Source organism: Aliishimia ponticola (assembly GCF_004803475.1).
In the GTDB taxonomy this organism is placed as follows: domain Bacteria; phylum Pseudomonadota; class Alphaproteobacteria; order Rhodobacterales; family Rhodobacteraceae; genus Aliishimia; species Aliishimia ponticola.
Map to the genome: position 1 here is coordinate 233932 of NZ_SRKY01000005.1, position 16106 is coordinate 250037.

Annotated in this window: 16 protein-coding genes; 7 read left to right on the forward strand and 9 right to left on the reverse strand. The window is 60.1% G+C overall.

Features of this window, described 5'->3' with window-relative positions:
• Positions 1 to 46: 46 nt before the first annotated feature.
• Positions 47 to 886 (reverse strand): flagellar motor protein MotB, encoded by an 840-nt coding sequence (locus tag E4Z66_RS17750; protein ID WP_136464395.1) that lies wholly within the window; start codon positions 884 to 886, stop codon positions 47 to 49.
• Positions 887 to 988: 102 nt separating this feature from the next.
• Between E4Z66_RS17750 and E4Z66_RS17755 the strand changes: the two genes are divergently transcribed.
• Entirely contained in the window at positions 989 to 2221 is a 1233-nt protein-coding gene (locus E4Z66_RS17755; RefSeq protein ID WP_246036071.1) for an MFS transporter, read from the forward strand.
• Here the strand turns inward: E4Z66_RS17755 and trhO are convergent.
• Positions 2218 to 3114, reverse strand: coding sequence for an oxygen-dependent tRNA uridine(34) hydroxylase TrhO (gene trhO, locus E4Z66_RS17760; RefSeq protein ID WP_136464396.1), 897 nt, complete (start codon positions 3112 to 3114; stop codon positions 2218 to 2220). The two genes, E4Z66_RS17755 and trhO, sit on opposite strands and share 4 nt — an antisense overlap.
• Before the next feature lie 99 nt (positions 3115 to 3213).
• Here trhO and E4Z66_RS17765 point away from each other — a divergent pair, with 99 nt between their 5' ends.
• Together E4Z66_RS17765 and pncA are read left to right on the forward strand one after the other, a co-directional pair.
• Positions 3214 to 4041: an alpha/beta fold hydrolase gene (locus tag E4Z66_RS17765; RefSeq protein WP_136464397.1), complete on the forward strand. Its 828-nt coding sequence runs from the start codon at positions 3214 to 3216 to the stop codon at positions 4039 to 4041.
• A 78-nt stretch (positions 4042 to 4119) separates the two neighbouring features.
• Positions 4120 to 4719 carry a bifunctional nicotinamidase/pyrazinamidase gene (gene pncA, locus E4Z66_RS17770; RefSeq protein ID WP_136464398.1) on the forward strand — a complete coding sequence of 200 codons (600 nt, stop codon included), beginning with the start codon at positions 4120 to 4122 and terminating at the stop codon, positions 4717 to 4719.
• 58 nt (positions 4720 to 4777) lie between these two features.
• On the opposite strand, the gene E4Z66_RS17775 is transcribed toward pncA, so the two are convergent.
• A complete protein-coding gene (locus E4Z66_RS17775; protein WP_136464399.1) occupies positions 4778 to 5431 on the reverse strand; it encodes a MarC family protein in 654 nt (217 codons plus the stop codon).
• A 165-nt stretch (positions 5432 to 5596) separates the two neighbouring features.
• On the opposite strand from E4Z66_RS17775, the gene pncB reads away from it, so the two are divergent.
• The gene (gene pncB / locus E4Z66_RS17780) at positions 5597 to 6889 is read left to right on the forward strand and encodes a nicotinate phosphoribosyltransferase (protein ID WP_136464400.1); all 1293 of its coding nucleotides are present in this window, start codon (positions 5597 to 5599) and stop codon (positions 6887 to 6889) included.
• Between the two features lie 205 nt (positions 6890 to 7094).
• Positions 7095 to 7301, forward strand: coding sequence for a hypothetical protein (locus E4Z66_RS17785; protein WP_168797830.1), 207 nt, complete (start codon positions 7095 to 7097; stop codon positions 7299 to 7301).
• A gap of 76 nt (positions 7302 to 7377) precedes the next feature.
• On the opposite strand, the gene E4Z66_RS17790 is transcribed toward E4Z66_RS17785, so the two are convergent.
• The 6 genes from E4Z66_RS17790 to E4Z66_RS17815 form a co-directional block, all read right to left on the reverse strand.
• Positions 7378 to 8739, reverse strand: coding sequence for an SIR2 family NAD-dependent protein deacylase (locus E4Z66_RS17790; RefSeq protein WP_246036072.1), 1362 nt, complete (start codon positions 8737 to 8739; stop codon positions 7378 to 7380).
• Between the two features lie 287 nt (positions 8740 to 9026).
• Positions 9027 to 9449: an alternative ribosome rescue aminoacyl-tRNA hydrolase ArfB gene (gene arfB, locus E4Z66_RS17795; RefSeq protein ID WP_136464402.1), complete on the reverse strand. Its 423-nt coding sequence runs from the start codon at positions 9447 to 9449 to the stop codon at positions 9027 to 9029.
• A 292-nt stretch (positions 9450 to 9741) separates the two neighbouring features.
• Positions 9742 to 10368: a queuosine precursor transporter gene (locus E4Z66_RS17800; protein WP_136464403.1), complete on the reverse strand. Its 627-nt coding sequence runs from the start codon at positions 10366 to 10368 to the stop codon at positions 9742 to 9744.
• Between the two features lie 91 nt (positions 10369 to 10459).
• Entirely contained in the window at positions 10460 to 11323 is an 864-nt protein-coding gene (locus tag E4Z66_RS17805) for an esterase-like activity of phytase family protein (protein WP_136464404.1), read from the reverse strand.
• Positions 11296 to 12225 (reverse strand): penicillin-insensitive murein endopeptidase, encoded by a 930-nt coding sequence (gene mepA, locus E4Z66_RS17810; RefSeq protein ID WP_136464405.1) that lies wholly within the window; start codon positions 12223 to 12225, stop codon positions 11296 to 11298. Before mepA ends, E4Z66_RS17805 begins: the two co-directional genes overlap by 28 nt.
• Positions 12222 to 13559, reverse strand: coding sequence for an MFS transporter (locus tag E4Z66_RS17815; protein ID WP_136464406.1), 1338 nt, complete (start codon positions 13557 to 13559; stop codon positions 12222 to 12224). Before E4Z66_RS17815 ends, mepA begins: the two co-directional genes overlap by 4 nt.
• 137 nt (positions 13560 to 13696) lie before the next feature.
• Between E4Z66_RS17815 and E4Z66_RS17820 the strand changes: the two genes are divergently transcribed.
• On the forward strand, positions 13697 to 13993 hold the full coding sequence (locus tag E4Z66_RS17820) for a YggT family protein (protein ID WP_136464407.1): 297 nt from the start codon (positions 13697 to 13699) through the stop codon (positions 13991 to 13993).
• Positions 13994 to 14068: 75 nt separating this feature from the next.
• Positions 14069 to 16105, forward strand: a complete 2037-nt coding sequence (gene recQ / locus E4Z66_RS17825; protein WP_136464408.1) for a DNA helicase RecQ — start codon at positions 14069 to 14071, stop codon at positions 16103 to 16105.
• Position 16106 lies beyond the last annotated feature (1 nt).

Here is a 16106-nt window from a genome sequence, read left to right on the forward strand (position 1 = left end):
TAATACAGCGCTAACAGATAAAATCGTCTGCAAATGCCGCGGCGGTTCATCCGCCGACATCGCGAAGCAAGATGATTTCCAACCGGTCGTTCCGCGTTGCCATCAGGTCAGGCACCGATGGTTCTCGGTCGGCGTGACCCGTCACACGGCGCAAGCGGTCCGGTCGCATGCCGCTATCGACCAGCAATTCGCGCATGATATCGGCCCGGGCTGCGGACTTTTTCCAAACTTCGCTATGCGCTTTCACAATCGGTTCGGAGGCCACGTGCCCTTCGACCGCGACTTCGTTCGTGACCGCTTTGGACACGCCATGCACCAGACGGGCCAGATCGACCAGAAGCTGCGTCGGCGCGTCGGTGCCTTCCTGAAACAGTGGGCGACCGTTGAGAGAAAACAGTTCGATGACAAGGCCTTCATCGGTAACGCGCGTGATGATGTGCTTCAGCGCGTTTTCCGCGACCAGAGATTCCCCGCCATGGCCCATGAGCTGTTCTTCCAGCTCCTTGAAGGCTTCGTCCTCGGCCTCGGACCGGCCGGATTGGCCATCAAGCCCGCGGGCTTTCTGCGCCTCTGTCGGGTTCAGGGTCGTCGCACCGCGCCCGTTCTTGGACAAGGTCGCTTCGGCCATGACGCTGTCGCCGTTCAAGGCGCCATTCCCACCACCCGAGACTCGCGCAATCGCGATCGTCGGCGAGAAGTAATCCGCGATCCCCTTGCGTTGTTTTTCCGTCGTTGCGTTCAATAGCCACATCAACAAAAAGAAAGCCATCATCGCGGTCACGAAGTCGGCATACGCCACCTTCCAAGCACCACCGTGGTGCCCGTCACCGCCACCTTTTTTGACTTTCTTGATGATAATGGGCGCGAGATTGCTGTCCGCGCTCATATCCACCACCTATGTTTCACCCGAGGACGGGTATACGCGACAGGTGTTACTCGGAGTTTAATGGTTTGAAATGTCTGTATTAGGGTTGTCCTGACCCGCTGCATGGCGGCTATTGGTGCCATGGATCGCTCGCAGCAAATACTCGACAGCCGTTATTCATGGGGCAGGCTCGGCCTGACGCTGCTCGTGGCGCTGATCGCCAATACCGGGATCTGGATGATCGTCGCCCTGCTGCCCGATATCGAGGCCGATTTTGACGCAAGCCGGGCGGCAGCGTCGATGCCTTATACCTTGACGATGATCGGATTTGCCGCCGGAAATCTGCTTGTCGGGCGCATGGTCGACCGTCTGGGGGCTGCCCAGTCGATCCAGATCGCGGCGGTGGTCATCGCCGCAGGCTATGTCCTGTCCGCGTTTGCGCAAAGTGTTGCGCTGCTTTCGGCCATGCATCTGGTGCTTGGGCTGGGAACAGCGGTGGGCTTTGGCCCCTTGATCGCGGATATATCCCATTGGTTCTACCGGCAAAGAGGCATCGCGGTGGCGCTTGTGGCGTCGGGCAATTACCTTTCCGGCGCGTTCTGGCCGACCGCGATGTCCGGCGTGCTAGAGACAGGCGGCTGGCGCGCTGTGTACCTGTGGATGGCGCTTGTCACACTGGCGATGATCCCGCTGGCCATGACCCTTCGGCGCCGATTGCCTGAAAATGCCCATCAGACCGCCGAAGCCGCCGCGACAGCGCGTGCGGCAACCACTGGGCTGACACCCCGAATGCTGGCGCTTTTGCTTGGGCTGGCCGGGATCGGGTGCTGTGTCGCCATGTCGATGCCGCAGGTGCATATCGTCGCCTATTGCGTGGGGCTTGGTTATGGGCCGGCGGCCGGTCAGAAAATGCTGGCGATCATGCTGCTCGGCGGTGTGGTGTCGCGGATCATTTCCGGGTTGGTCGCGGATCGGCTCGGCGGTGTCCGAACCTTGCTGATCGGGTCCGTCCTGCAATGCATCGCGCTATTCCTCTACCTGCCCTATGATGGGCTGGTGCCGCTTTACGTCGTCTCTGCCGTGTTTGGTCTGAGCCAGGGGGGCATCGTACCGTCCTATGCGCTGGTGGTGCGGGAATACATGCCCGCGCGGGAAGCAGGCGCGCGTGTCGGCTTTGTCATCATGATGACCATTCTGGGCATGGCGCTGGGCGGTTGGCTGTCGGGCTGGATTTTCGACGTGACCGGCTCGTATCAAGCGGCATTTCTCAATGGCATCGCATGGAATGCGCTGAACATCGCGATCATGTTGTGGCTTTTGGCGCGCACGCGGCCTCGGGCGGCGCAACTGGCTTAAAGATGTTCCGTCCCGCGGGCCTTGGCCAGTTCGATCTGCTTTTGACGTTCACGAAAGCGGCGCTTGTCGTCCTCTGACGTCTCATCAATGCAGTGGTGGCAGCTTACGCCATGCTCGTATTCAGCGCGCTTCTGATCTTCGGGAAGGATCGGACGGCGGCACGCATGGCACAGAAGGTGGGGCCCTTCTTCCAGACCGTGGCCGACACTGACGCGCCCGTCGAAAACAAAACACTCGCCTTGCCACGTGCTGTCCTCTGCGGGCACATCCTCAAGATATTTCAGGATGCCGCCCTTCAGGTGGTAGACGTCCTCCACCCCCTGACCAAGCAGGTAGTTGGTCGACTTCTCGCAGCGAATGCCCCCGGTACAGAACATGGCGATCTTCTTGTTGTGGAAGCGGGCCTTGTTCGCCTCCCACCACGCGGGGAACGCCCCAAAGCTTTCGGTTTTCGGGTCGATGGCACCTTCAAATGTGCCGATAGCGACCTCGTAATCGTTGCGCGTATCGATAACGGCGACTTCGGGGTCGCGGATCAGCGCGTTCCACTCGGCAGGGTCCACGTAATGTCCGACCCGAGCGCGGGGATCGACATCGGGCTGGCCCATGGTCACGATCTCGCGCTTGAGGCGGACTTTCATCTTGCGGAACGGCGCGTCAGAGGCGGTGCTTTCCTTCCACTCCAGGTCCGCACAACCGGGCAGGGACCGGATATGCGCAAGCACCGCATCGATCCCCGCACGCGGCCCCGCAATGGTGCCATTGATCCCCTCCTGCGCAAGCAGCAGCGTGCCCTTGACCCCTTCAGCCTCGCACAGCGTGGCCAAGGCGGGTTTGATGGCAGCCGGATCGTCGAACCGGGTGAAGTGATATAGCGCGGCGATTGTGAACATTGAGGCCAGATAATTTCGCTGAGCGTTCTGCGCAAGCGGGTTTCGTGTCGCACCGTCACGCTTGACCGGGTGCAGCGCGCCGGGACACCGTCCTACGCGATGATGGAGGAGATCACCGATTACACCGGGCCGGGGCGGTTGCTGCGGCTGGCAAGCGATGGCGTCGGCCTGCCGGTCCTGCTGACCCATGGCACGTTCTCCAACGCTGCGACCTGTGCGCCGCTCGCCAGCTATCTCGCCGGTCGGGGACATCCCGTTTACGTGGCCGAATGGCGCGGACGGGGCGGGCAGCCGGGACGTTTCGATTTCCACGACCTTGCGGAGGGAGAGATCGCAAGCGCGTTGCGCCACCTGCGCCAGATCGGGCCACTGCATCTTGTTGCCCATTCCGGAGGCGGGCTGGCGCTGACCTTCGCCAGCATGGAGGCGACTCTGCGCCCTTCCATCGCCAGTCTCAGCCTGATTGCGACGCAAGCTACGCATCTGACGGACGCACGGCGGGTGGACTATTGGGGCGTCAGGTTTTGGGCGCTTTGGGGGCGGATTTTCGGGTATTGGCCCGCGCGGCGTCTGGGGCTTGGCCCCTGCAACGAAAGCAGTGCGCTGCTGTCCCATTGGCTTGCCTTCAACCGGGCAAGGCGGATTACCGACCGGACAGGTGCGGATATCTTTCCGGGGCTGGCAATGCTGGACCTGCCCGTCCTTGCCCTTGCCGGGGCTGCCGATCACACCATCGCCCGTCCCGACGGATGCCGGACCTTGGCGCAGGCCTTTGGTCCGTCGGCGCAGTTTCACCTGTGCGATGCGGTCAGCGATGGCGAAGACTTCACCCATGCGCGCCTGTTCAAGTCGCGCGCCGCAGAACGCAGCGTGTGGCCGCGTCTCGCCCGGTTTTTCGCCCAAGTGGAAGGCGCGGGCCGCCAATAGGTCATCTGTGCCGCGCGGACCTTTCCAGTCGCGCAGATCCGTCCTAGTCTCCGGCGAAATGACCAGTCGGAGACCGCCATGACCCGTGCCCTTATCGTGATCGATGTACAAAACGACTTCTGTCCCGGCGGGGCGCTGGCCGTGTCCGAAGGCGACCAGATCGTACCGGGCATCAATGCGCTGATGGCAGAGTTTCCGGCCGTGATCCTGACGCAGGATTGGCATCCCGCGGGGCACTCGTCCTTTGCCTCGTCGCATGATGGAGCAGCCCCGATGAGCATGATCGACATGCCATACGGCCCGCAGGTGCTGTGGCCCGACCACTGCATTCAGGGGTCAACCGGGGCGCAATTCCACCCGGACCTTGCCACTGACCGCGCCGATTTGATTATCCGCAAGGGCTATAACCCGGCAATCGACAGCTATTCCGCATTCTTCGAGAATGACCACACAACGCCCACTGGCCTGACGGGATACCTTCAGACGCGCGGGTTGACGGATTTGACGCTGGTGGGGCTGGCGACCGATTTCTGCGTCAACTATTCCGCCGTGGACGCCGCGAAGCTGGGTTTCAAAGTGACCGTCCGCGAGGACCTGTGCCGAGCGATCGATATCGACGGGTCACTGTCCGCCGCTCAGACAGGCATGCGCGACGCCGGGGTGGTGTTGGACGGTTAGGCGCAGCGTCTTCATCGGCGGCACCTTCGCGGCGGGCCGCTTCCACCACCGCCCCGTCTTACTCCAGCGACAGCGGTCCTTCTCCGGCAAGGTTCAGAAGGCCCAACGTCTCCAACCCGCCCAGGGTTGCATCCACGGCGACGGTGGCGAGGATAAGGCCCATCACGCGGCTGACGACGCTTGATCCTGTGGTGCCAATAGCCCGCTGAAGCCGCCCGGCCATCAGCAGAAGCGCCAGTGTCATCGCCAGCACGATCAATAGCAGACCGGCGGTGATCACCTGTTCTTCAATCGGATTGCTGTCATTTTCCGTCAGGATCACGATCGCCAGCATCGCGCCGGGCGACGCAATCGACGGCATCGCCAGCGGGAACACGGCACCGGCAAGATGGTCGCTCTCTGCTTCGCTGATCTCTTGCGCGGCCTTGCTTTGCCCGAAGATCATGGTCAGCGCGAAAAGGAACAGGATCAGCCCGCCGGCCACTTGGAACGAGCCAAGCCGCAACCCAAGGCTTTCCAGCAGAACCTGGCCGCCGACGAGAAACAGCAACAGCACGAACGCCGCGATCAGCACCGCACGAATGGCAAACCGCTTGTGCAGTTTCTTCGGCACATGCGCCGTCGCATACAGAAATACGGGGAGCGATCCGATCGGGTCGATGACCACGAACAGAGTCACGAATTCCTTGAGAAGTGTTGTCCAATCCAGCATGCCCCCGGCGCTATGGCGTCCGGGCCGTTCGGTCAACGGGGTTTCCTTGAAAATCACGCAAATTTAAGCGCCACGCCCCGTAAAGGGCCCCAAATCGCACCAAATGCGGCCCCTTGCGCTTGCCCGCTGCAATGCGGTCTAAGTGAGCCACGAAGGAGAACGCTTATGGTCGATATCGCCACCCGTGTCTGGAATCACAAATGGAAGATCGACCCCGTGGTCCGGTCCCTGATCGATACCGACTTCTACAAGCTGCTGATGTGCCAGTCCGTCTTTCGCAACAAGCCGGATACGCATGTCACGTTCTCGCTCATCAACCGGGCCAAGCATGTTCCGCTGGCGAAACTCATCGACGAAGGTGAATTGCGCGAGCAGCTGGATCATATCCGGTCCCTGTCGCTCAGCCGGGGCGAATCCACGTGGATGCGCGGCAACACGTTCTATGGCAAACGCCAAATGTTCACGCCTGCTTTCATGGACTGGTTCGAACAACTCCGCCTGCCGCCCTACCACCTTGAACGGGTGGGTGACCAATACGAGCTGACCTTCGAGGGCAGCTGGCCCGAGGTCATGCTGTGGGAAATTCCCGCCCTTGCCGTGCTTATGGAACTGCGGGGGCGCGCCGTGCTGCACGATATGGGCCGGTTCGAACTGCAAGTGCTCTATGCCCGCGCCATGACCCGGATCTGGGAAAAGGTCGAAGCGCTGCGGGGGCTGCCGGGGCTGCGCGTTGCGGATTTCGGCACGCGGCGGCGACATGGCTTCCTGTGGCAGGACTGGTGCGTGCAGGCGATGTATGAAGGGCTGGGGGAGGCCTTTGTGGGCACGTCCAACTGCCTGATCGCCAAGAACCGCGACCTTGAGGCGATCGGCACCAACGCGCACGAATTGCCCATGGTCTATGCGGCGCTTGCGGAAGATGACGACGCCCTCGCGCGCGCGCCCTATGATGTGCTGTCCGACTGGCACGAGGAACACTCCGGCAACCTGCGCATCATCCTGCCTGACACTTACGGAACCGAAGGCTTCCTGAAACGCGCGCCCGATTGGCTGGCGGGCTGGACGGGCATCCGGATCGATTCCGGCGACCCGGCCACAGCGGCAGAGATCGCAATCCGGTGGTGGCAGGACCGGGGCGAGGATCCAAAGAAGAAGCTGATCATCTTCTCGGACGGGTTGGACGTGGACAAGATCCGCGAACTTCACGCCCAGTTCACCGGCCGCGTGCGGGTGTCCTTCGGCTGGGGCACGATGCTGACCAATGACTTCCGGGGGCTGACCGAAGACGACGCGCTCGCGCCGTTCTCACTGGTGTGCAAAGCGGTGGCCGCAAACGGACGCCCGACCGTGAAGCTGAGCGATAATCCCCGGAAAGCTATGGGCCCAGAGGACGAGGTTGCGCGGTATAAGCGCGTGTTCGGGGTGGGAGAGCAGGAAGAGATGGAGGTTGTGGTCTAACCGAGGTTTAGACCGACGATCCGCGTCAGGTGGGCGGGCGGTTTGGTGAGAATGGCCCATTGCGGACCTTTGGTTAGAACGGTAATGCCGCAATGCAGCTTTCCGATAGCGGACATCTACGCTAACGCTGCCACAAACAAACGGGAGCACAAACGGAAGCACAAGATGAAAAGCAGAGTATTTGGCAGCCTTACAGGAGGCGTGATTGGCTTCTTTGCTGGTGCTGGCACCGGTATCGTTGGCGGAGTATTCGGAGCGATCGCTGGAGTATTGGTTTTCACCGCAGTCGGTGCCGCCTGGGGATGGAGCGCCGGACCAGACGTCATGCGCGCAGTTCAACGGTGGCGAGGCAAGTGATGGCCCGTTGATTTCATTCAACCCCGATGAAGTGGACGGCCGGCGCCAAATCTAACTCCTTCTTTGTATGCTGCTGTGGCACGGTTCATCTCCGAGGTGGCGTGGGGTAGTTTAAATGCACAATCCGCCAATCACAGCTCTATTGCGTATTCTTCATCTGACTTGACTTTTTGAAGTAAATCTACGCTTTTCAGAGACCATTTCCGGACTTTGCTGTTCTTCCCGGGTCCGGTTTTGATTTGGCAATGATATGAGTTATCAGATGACCGAAGGTCTACCCCCGTCTCATCCTTGACCCGGTTGACAAGCTTATTCGCTCCAGACCAGTGATTAAATCCAAGCCGCTTGGCTACTTGAGTGATTGTGAGCGGATGCGTATGGTTTGGATTATTAGTTATCGCGATTCCAAGAAGTTTAGGAAGCTCGGAATCCTGATCCGCAACCCTCTCAAGCACATCGTAATCCACTTCGACACTGCCAGTTGGAATATCATGACGAATAAGCTTCATTGTTCTTGCGGCCAATGCGCGAACTAGCTTTGGGTTTACAGATGTCAAAGCTGATTGACTCTTCAGCGCCTCGAAGACCCACTGGAAGTTTTGCGCGTAGACCGCGTTAATGCGAAACTCCCTGCCATCGACCGAAAAGACCGCCTGTTCAGGAGGGTTCTTGGGAAGATCTTTCACCCAGATGACTTGATATACGTTGTCGATAAGGCCAGTATCGTCGGCGACGAGTTCACCAATGTCTCGCAATATTTCTTTGACGTTTGGATCCCCAAGCCCATAACCGAAAATGAAAACGGGGTGCTCCGCGAAGTAGGTCAGAAGCTTAGCGGAGATGTACTTTTTCTTGTCTTTCCATTCTTCATAATCCTCACGCGTTAAAACAATAGAGGATGGCTCGCTGACATCACCGTGGATGTGAAATATTTCACCGAAGCTATTGGTGTTATAGCGGATTATTGTCTGCCCAGTCACTGGGACGTATCCCTCAAAGATCACTTCAAGAGAGTGATCGTAATTTGTTGTGATGATCGCATGTGGCCTGATATCTGACAGCGCAGCCACCTCTTTTGGAAGTGTGCTGAAGTCTTCCCGATTCCCGGGAGTTACTTTCGAAAGGTGCTCGCAAACCAAGCTTTTCAGAAAACAGTCCTTGCTCATGCCGGCTTCAAAGAGTGCCTCTGGAAATGAGGCTTTACCTGCGCCCCACGCCCACTCGAAAACCAAGTCCGACAACTCTGATCCTATTGCGATCGGATCGCCAGAGTGTTTTTGATAGTAGTATTCGAATTTTCCGTGATGTACTGGCATTCCATCCAGAACTATCTTCAGAAGTTCCAGCCAGCTTGGTGCCTCAAAGTAGCGCTTGGGAATCCCGCTCCCCATAAACAGTATCGGCTGGCACTCAAACTCAAGAAGAACGTCTCTAATTTTTGCATCCATGCGCTGAGAGTAGCTCGGCACAGCAGCGGGTTTTGCTTCAGTCAAACTTCGGCCCTTCAATTTTTTGAGGTGATGCAGATGGGCATAGGATATCTGTGGTTTAATGAGCGATAAATATCATTGCAGAGGCAACTTGGTCAGCGCCAAATCTGACTTTTTCAGCACGTCCCTATATTGTCAAACACAGAGCAAGGCTGTGGGAGATCGTCACCCCTAGCGGCAATGGCAGTGCTGAGGTTGCTCTCTACGTGTTACGGACACTTATGCTTGGCGCAGCGAATGACCGCTCTCCGCCCATCCCATCCACTACGGCCCAACGGTGGAGTAGCTTCCTAATCCCTATCCACTTTACCGCGCAGCGCTTTCACCTCGCCTCTGGCCTTCTTGGCTTCCAGCCGTCGTTTCTTCGACCCTAGCGTTGGCCGTGTGGGGATGCGCTTTTTGGGGCGTTCGGTGGCTTTGCGCACCAGTTCGGCCAGCCTTTCCCGCGCGATTTCGCGGTTGCGGGCTTGGCTTCGGGTATCCTGGACAAAGATCACCAAGGCCCCTTCCGCAGTCCAGCGCCGTCCGGCCAGACGTCTCAGCCGGTTTTTGACCGGGCTGGGCAGGTTCGGGCTCCGCTCCGCTTCGAAGCGCAGTTCGACCGCGGTGGAGACCTTGTTGACGTTCTGCCCGCCCGGACCGGAGGACCGCACGAATTGCTCCGTCAGTTCCCAATCCTCGATCTCGATCTGGTCGTTGACCCGCAAACCCATGGTGCCCCCTTGCCCCGTATCCTAGCCCGCGCGCGGCAAGATGAAAGCCCCACACACTCGAACGCCCGGCACGTAAAAAGGGCCGTCCCGATGTGGGAGCGGCCCTTTCGAAAGCTTCGGAGGCGAGGCCGGTTAGGCCGTGCCAACGCGTGAGCTACCTGCTCGGGATTGCCCTAAAGGCGCACCTCACACGCTGTTCCGACACCTCTCTCCAACATCTTTCTCGACACTGGATCACCTCCTTTCAGCTGTTACAAAACGCAGCTTCAGAGTCGCATGGCTGTGGTGAAAATCAAGTTAATTTCGCCGTCGTCAGCCGGGTCGTGATCATTTTGAACGGAATTAGGGCAATCAGCGCGAGGGACAGCTTTACCATCCAATCCGCAACGGCCAGTGACATCCAAAGCGGGGCAGCCGGCCCTGCGCCCAGAAGCGGCAGGGTTTCATTGGCCCAGGACACGTCATTGCCCGGTTCGATCCATATCAGTGTCTGCGAAAACGCGATGAAGAAGAACAGCGCGGTGTCGACGGTGCTGCCGATCAGGGTCGAGGCCAGCGGCGCACGCCACCATTTCCCGCCGCGCAGGGCAGAAAAGATGCCAACGTCCAGCAATTGCGCCGTCAGGAAGGCGAGGCCGGAGCCGATGGCGATGCGCAGGGTGACGAGAGGGCCGAATTCGCCCATGATCTGGGTGCCGATGAGCGAGCAGGCGACGCCGACGACGAAGCCCGCGAAGACGACTTTGCGCGCCGGCCCTGCGCCATAGACGCGGTTCATCACATCGGTGACGAGGAAGGCCAGCGGGTAGGTGAAGGCACCCCATGTCAGCCATTGGCCGAACAGGAATTGCACGAGGATGTTGGAGGCCACGACAATGGCGGCCATGGCAAGAATGCCGGGAAGGTGGGATCGGGTCATGTATCTGGTCCGTTTTGGCAAGGTAGTCGGAGACTTGTCCCGCGCGCGTCGCGGGCGCCTTGCCATATAGGGGCTTCGCGGTTCGCGCAAGTCACTCCGTCAGGATGAATTCGACGAACTCGGTGCGCTGCACACTCAGGAAGTTGTTGTCTGACACCATCAGGACGCGCGTTTGCCCCTGCGCGTCGCGCCAAAGCGCGATGCCCTCAAGGTTGTCATATGCGTTCAGCGCGGTTTCCAGCAGTGTTTCGGGCCGGGCCGTTTCGATCGGCGCGGCGAGGCGGCGGATGCGACTGCGGAAGCCAAGCAAAGAGACTGCGCGCTCAAGAATATAAAGATGTCCATCGGGGCCGAAATCCGCGCCCACCACCTGGAAGGCACCCTCGGCTGGCAAGGCGGCGCGTTCATGCCACGCGTCGTTTTCCAGCCTGTAGATCGGGAATGCGTCGCGTCCGCGCGGCGTGGCTTCCGGCAGGGTCACAAGTCGCCCTTTCGGGTCGATGGCGAGCGCTTCGAGACCCCGATTGTTGTTCTTGATGCCAAGCCGCGGGATCGGCGGCAGATGCTCTGGCCAACTGTGACCCTTGCGGTAGTGCAGCACGGCGGGCGTCGGGCCCTCGACAGAGACATAGCTGCCCCCGTCCGGCGCTTTGGCAAGACCTTCGGTATCGGGGCCGTTCTCCGGCTCATAGAGATAGAGATACTTGGAGGAGAGCACGAAGACCTTTTCCAGCGTCCCCTCCGCATCGCGCTGCATCGCCACATTGAAGATGCGGTTGCGGTCGTTGAGCACTTCGGCCCGCGTCCCGGACGCGCCGATGTTCAGGCCCGACAGACCACCGAATTCTTCGATGGGTGTGTCAAAGACGATGCGCGAGGACAGTGTCAGCGCATCGTTTTCGGCAAGGCAAAGGCTGGCGGCAACGCTTAGCGCGACTGTAAGACGGCGGAGCATTGTTTCGGCAGGTCAGCGAGCACGACTTCGCGGCGTTTGCGCACCGGCGCGGGGGTCTTCGGCGGCGGGGGCGGGTTCAAGATGTTGTTCACCCATTGCTGTGCATCCTCGCAGCCATCTCCGGCGGGCGGCGGGTTCTGATCCACGCATCCGCGTGCGCCGCGCGGGCAGTTCAGGCGAACGTGGAAATGATAATGGTGGCCCCACCATGGGCGCACTTTGCGCAGCCAGCTTCTGTCGCCTTTCTCGTCCTTGCACATCTGGACCTTGGCGCCGGGGAATACGAAAATGCGGGCGGTGCGTTTGTCCTTTGCCGCGGCCTTGATGATTTCATGATGCTGGCGCGTCCACTTGTCGTTGACATAGGCACCGCTTGCGCGTCGCAGAGAGATGGAGGAGATCGCTTCGCGCTGTTCGGCGCTGAGGTTCAGATTTGTGCCCGGCAACATCCAGACATCGACATCCAGCCCGATTTGGTGGCTGCGGTGTCCCGTCAGCATCGGACCGCCACGCGGCTGGCTCATGTCTCCGACATACAGGCCATTCCAGCCCGGCTGTTTTGCCGCCGAACGGGACAAATCCTGCACGAAATCGACCAGCTCCGGATGGCCCCAGTTGCGGTTGCGCGACAGGCGCATCGCTTGCCATGTCGGCCCGGTCTCTGGCAGGGCCACGCCACCCGACAGGCAGCCCTTGGCATATCCGCCGAATGGGGCCGCTGGCTGCGTCGATCCACCGGTCACCGCGCCAAAGGCGAATTTGGCGGGCCCGCTGGTGGACTTATAGCTTTTCGGCGCTTGCGGCGTTTCGACTGGGGTGCCGTCGATATTGGTATCGGCTCCGACGCAGGCGGCGATCACAAGGCAGAATATGGCAGCTATCGTGCGGGTTATCCGGTTCATTCGCGCGAGTCTCCCTCGGTTTTCACGAAACCTAGCAGCACGATCCCGATAAGGAAAAGAAAGATCAGGGGGCTGACGCCAATTTGCTGGGAACCGCTGATTGCCGTGGCGATGCCGATCAGGAACGGGGCAAGGAAGGACGTGGCTTTGCCTGCCAGCGCATAAAGGCCAAAGGCCTCTGCCATGCGTTGTGGGTCGGCCTGGCGCACCATCATGCCGCGCGACGCTGACTGGAGCGTCCCACCCGCTGCGCCGATCAAAGCGCCAAGGATAAAGAAGGTGATATCGGGCGCGTTGCTGCCGGGGGGAACCGCGATCCCATAGACCGCGTCCCGCGACACGAAAACGACCGATATCGCGACGAACAGCAACGTATAGATCGACACCTTGATGACCGGCTTCGGACCGAACCGCATATCGGCCATGCCGCCGAGCCATGCGAAAATCGCCCCCGAGATAATGGCGATGATCCCGAAGACACCGACATCGACCACGGACCACCCCAAGACACCCGCCGCATAGATGCCGCCGAAAGTATACATGCCGTTCAGGGCGTCCCGGTAGAACATGGACGACGCGAGATATGCAAAGCAGGACGGCGTGTTCGGCAGGTTGCGGATGGTGCCCCAGAGGCCGGAAAGTGCCTCTTTGACGGCGCCTTTGGGCGGTTTGGCGGGTTTCGGATCGCGCACCCACAGGAAGAACGGGATCATGAACACGGCATACCAGATCGCCACCAATGGCCCGACAAAGCGCGTGCCCTCCCGTGCGTCGGGATCAAGCCCAAACAGGGGGGAAATGCCGATCAACGTCGTCCCGGTATCGGCGCCTTCGGCAAAAAGCGTCAGCATCAGCACCAAGGCAACGAGGCCGCCAAGATAGCCAAAAGCCCAGCCATTCCCGGAAATGCGGCCGATTTCTTCGCGCGGGCCAAGATCGGGCAGCATCGAGTTGGTGAAGATCGTGGCGAATTCCATGCCGATCATGCCGACGGCAAACAGAAGCAATGTCAGATACAGGTTGAAATTGTCCGGCGCGGCCCACCACAGGCCGAAGCTGCCTACGACATACATCCCTGAAAACAACCAGATGAACCGCATCCGATTGCCGGCGGTGTCGGAAATGGCCCCAAGTATGGGGGCCATCAGCGCGATCGCCAAACCGGCTGCACCAATCCCGAACCCCCAGGCGGTCTGCGCCTTGGCCCCGTCGCCCATCAGGTCTTTGACATAGGGCGCGAAGATGAAAGTGATCAGCAGGGTGTTGTAGGGCTGACTTGCCCAATCAAAGAAAAACCAGCCCCAAATCCGCTTTCTCAGCGACGGTTCCGCCATAAGTCCTGCCCACCCGTTGTTTCCAGTGATACAACCCTGTCCGCAGCGGCGTGGCAAGCGAAGCTTTGTCCGTCTAAACCTTGCGTAAAGACCCCAACGGGCATAGGTCTTTGGCGCAATCGTAAGTGGAGTTTTGCATGTACGCGATCTATGGGACGCTGGATCTGATACTTGGGGTCGTCTATTTCATCATGATCGCTCACCTGATCATGAGTTGGCTGATCAATTTTCAGGTGCTCAACCTGCATCAGCCGGTTGTCGGTCAGATCTGGATGGGCCTGAACCGCTTGCTGGAACCGATCTATGCGCCGATCCGCCGGATTTTGCCGGACACGCGCCCGCTGGACCTTGCGCCTTTGGTGGCCCTGATCGCGGTGATTGCCCTGCGCGCCTATATCCTGCCGCAGATTTTCGGGCTCGGCCCCAGTTTCTGACGCTTGTTCACGGCCTGTTAGTATGGGAATGTGACGCTCAACGAGCAGATCACAACACGCCGCACAACAGGGCCCATGACAGCGCAAGCGCTTCTCAAGGATGTATTCGGATTCGACGCATTCCGTCCCGGTCAGGGGGAAATCGTCGATGCCGTGAATGATGGGCAGAACGTGCTGGCCATCATGCCGACTGGTGGCGGAAAATCCCTGTGTTTCCAATTGCCTGCGTTGATGCGTGACGGAGTCACGGTGGTGATCTCGCCGCTGATTGCGTTGATGCGCGACCAGGTGCGCGCGCTTCAGGCGCTGGGCGTGGAGGCCGGTGCACTGACCTCTGGCAATACGCCGGAGGAAACCGATCAAGTGTGGCAGGCGCTTGAGGAACGGCGGCTCAAGCTGCTGTATATCGCGCCGGAACGTCTTGGCGCGGGATCTGCCATTGGGATGTTGCGCCGTGTGGGCGTCAGCCTCATCGCGGTGGACGAGGCGCATTGCGTCAGCCAATGGGGCCATGATTTCCGTCCAGATTACCTTCGGATCGGGGAACTTCGGCGCGCTTTGGATGTGCCCCTTGCGGCGTTCACTGCCACCGCCGACGCGGAAACCCGTGCGGAAATTGTTCAAAAGCTCTTCGATGGGGCGGAGCCGCGCAGCTTTCTTCGCGGCTTTGATCGTCCCAACCTGCATCTTGCCTTTGGGGCGAAGAACCAGCCACGCCAGCAAATCCTTGGCTTCGCCGCTGCGCGCAAAGGCCAATCCGGCATCGTCTATTGCGGCACGCGCGCGAAAACCGAAACGCTGGCCAAGGCGTTGCGCGACGATGGCCATAGCGCGATTCACTATCATGGCGGCATGGATGCCGATGATCGGCGCGAGGCGGAACAGAAATTTCAGCGCGAGGATGGCTTGATCGTCGTTGCCACGGTCGCGTTTGGCATGGGCGTCGACAAGCCGGACATCCGCTGGGTCGCCCATGCGGATCTGCCAAAATCGATCGAGGCCTATTATCAGGAAATCGGCCGGGCCGGGCGGGACGGCGCGCCTGCCGAGACGCTGACCCTGTTCGGTCCCGAAGACATCCGATTGCGCCGGTCGCAAATCGACGAAAGCCTTGCCCCGCCAGAACGGCGCAGCGCGGATCATGCCCGGCTCAATGCGCTTTTGGGCCTGGCAGAGGCGCTGGAATGTCGCCGTAAGACTCTTTTGGGTTACTTCGGTGAAACGCCTGAAAAATGCGGTCGCTGCGATCTGTGCGATCAGCCGCCAGATGTGTTCGACGGGACAACGGCGGTGCGCAAGGCGCTCTCCGCGATCTTGCGTACCGGGGAATCCTTTGGCGCGGGGCATTTGATCGACATTTTGCTTGGCACCGAAACGGAGAAAGTCATCGCGCGCCGTCACGATCAGCTTCAGACCTTTGGTGTCGGCAAGGAATACGACCGCCGTCAATGGCAGGCCGTGTTTCGCCAGATGATGGGGCACGATCTGATCCGTCCGGACCCGGAGCGTCACGGGGCGCTGCGTATGACGGATACGGCACTGCCGATCCTGCGGGACGAAGCCCAGATTTCCCTGCGCCGCGACACGATCCGCGCGGCCAGTCGTCGACCCGCGATCAAAACGCTGGTGTCCGAAGAAGACGCGCCATTGCTTTCTGCGCTCAAGGCCAAACGGCGGGCGCTGTCGGAAGCCGCCAAGATGCCCGCCTATATGGTGTTCAACGATAAGACATTGATTGAAATGGCAGAACGGCGTCCAGAAACGTTGGACCAGTTGAGCCAAATCAACGGTATCGGCACCAAGAAGCTGCAGACCTATGGCGCCGCGTTTCTTGAGGTCATCACCGGGGCGGAAGCGCGGGTTCATCCCTCTCGCATGAAATTGGCGGGGCAGGATGCGGGCGCAGTGTATGATGCGCTGCTCAAGGTGCAGACGGAACTGTCGCGCGGCTCGGACGGTACGGAAAAGCCGCTGAGTTGTTCTGCATCGCAACTGTCGAAGGTCGCGAAGCTGCATCGCCCGGATGAGCGCGCGGTAGAGCAGGTTTTGGGCGACCGGCGTATGGAACGGTTCGGCGCTGCGTTTCTGGACGTTCTGCGACACGCAAGCTAAG

Excerpts from the sequence above, each read along its gene's own strand:
- E4Z66_RS17750 (WP_136464395.1), bottom strand. The coding sequence starts at position 886 with ATGAGCGCGGACAGCAATCTCGCGCCCATTATCATCAAGAAAGTCAAA.
- E4Z66_RS17755 (WP_246036071.1), top strand. The coding sequence starts at position 989 with ATGGCGGCTATTGGTGCCATGGATCGCTCGCAGCAAATACTCGACAGC.
- trhO (WP_136464396.1), bottom strand. The coding sequence starts at position 3,114 with ATGTTCACAATCGCCGCGCTATATCACTTCACCCGGTTCGACGATCCG.
- E4Z66_RS17765 (WP_136464397.1), top strand. The coding sequence starts at position 3,214 with ATGATGGAGGAGATCACCGATTACACCGGGCCGGGGCGGTTGCTGCGG.
- pncA (WP_136464398.1), top strand. The coding sequence starts at position 4,120 with ATGACCCGTGCCCTTATCGTGATCGATGTACAAAACGACTTCTGTCCC.
- E4Z66_RS17775 (WP_136464399.1), bottom strand. The coding sequence starts at position 5,431 with ATGCTGGATTGGACAACACTTCTCAAGGAATTCGTGACTCTGTTCGTG.
- pncB (WP_136464400.1), top strand. The coding sequence starts at position 5,597 with ATGGTCGATATCGCCACCCGTGTCTGGAATCACAAATGGAAGATCGAC.
- arfB (WP_136464402.1), bottom strand. The coding sequence starts at position 9,449 with ATGGGTTTGCGGGTCAACGACCAGATCGAGATCGAGGATTGGGAACTG.
- E4Z66_RS17800 (WP_136464403.1), bottom strand. The coding sequence starts at position 10,368 with ATGACCCGATCCCACCTTCCCGGCATTCTTGCCATGGCCGCCATTGTC.
- E4Z66_RS17805 (WP_136464404.1), bottom strand. The coding sequence starts at position 11,323 with ATGCTCCGCCGTCTTACAGTCGCGCTAAGCGTTGCCGCCAGCCTTTGC.
- mepA (WP_136464405.1), bottom strand. The coding sequence starts at position 12,225 with ATGAACCGGATAACCCGCACGATAGCTGCCATATTCTGCCTTGTGATC.
- E4Z66_RS17815 (WP_136464406.1), bottom strand. The coding sequence starts at position 13,559 with ATGGCGGAACCGTCGCTGAGAAAGCGGATTTGGGGCTGGTTTTTCTTT.
- E4Z66_RS17820 (WP_136464407.1), top strand. The coding sequence starts at position 13,697 with ATGTACGCGATCTATGGGACGCTGGATCTGATACTTGGGGTCGTCTAT.
- recQ (WP_136464408.1), top strand. The coding sequence starts at position 14,069 with ATGACAGCGCAAGCGCTTCTCAAGGATGTATTCGGATTCGACGCATTC.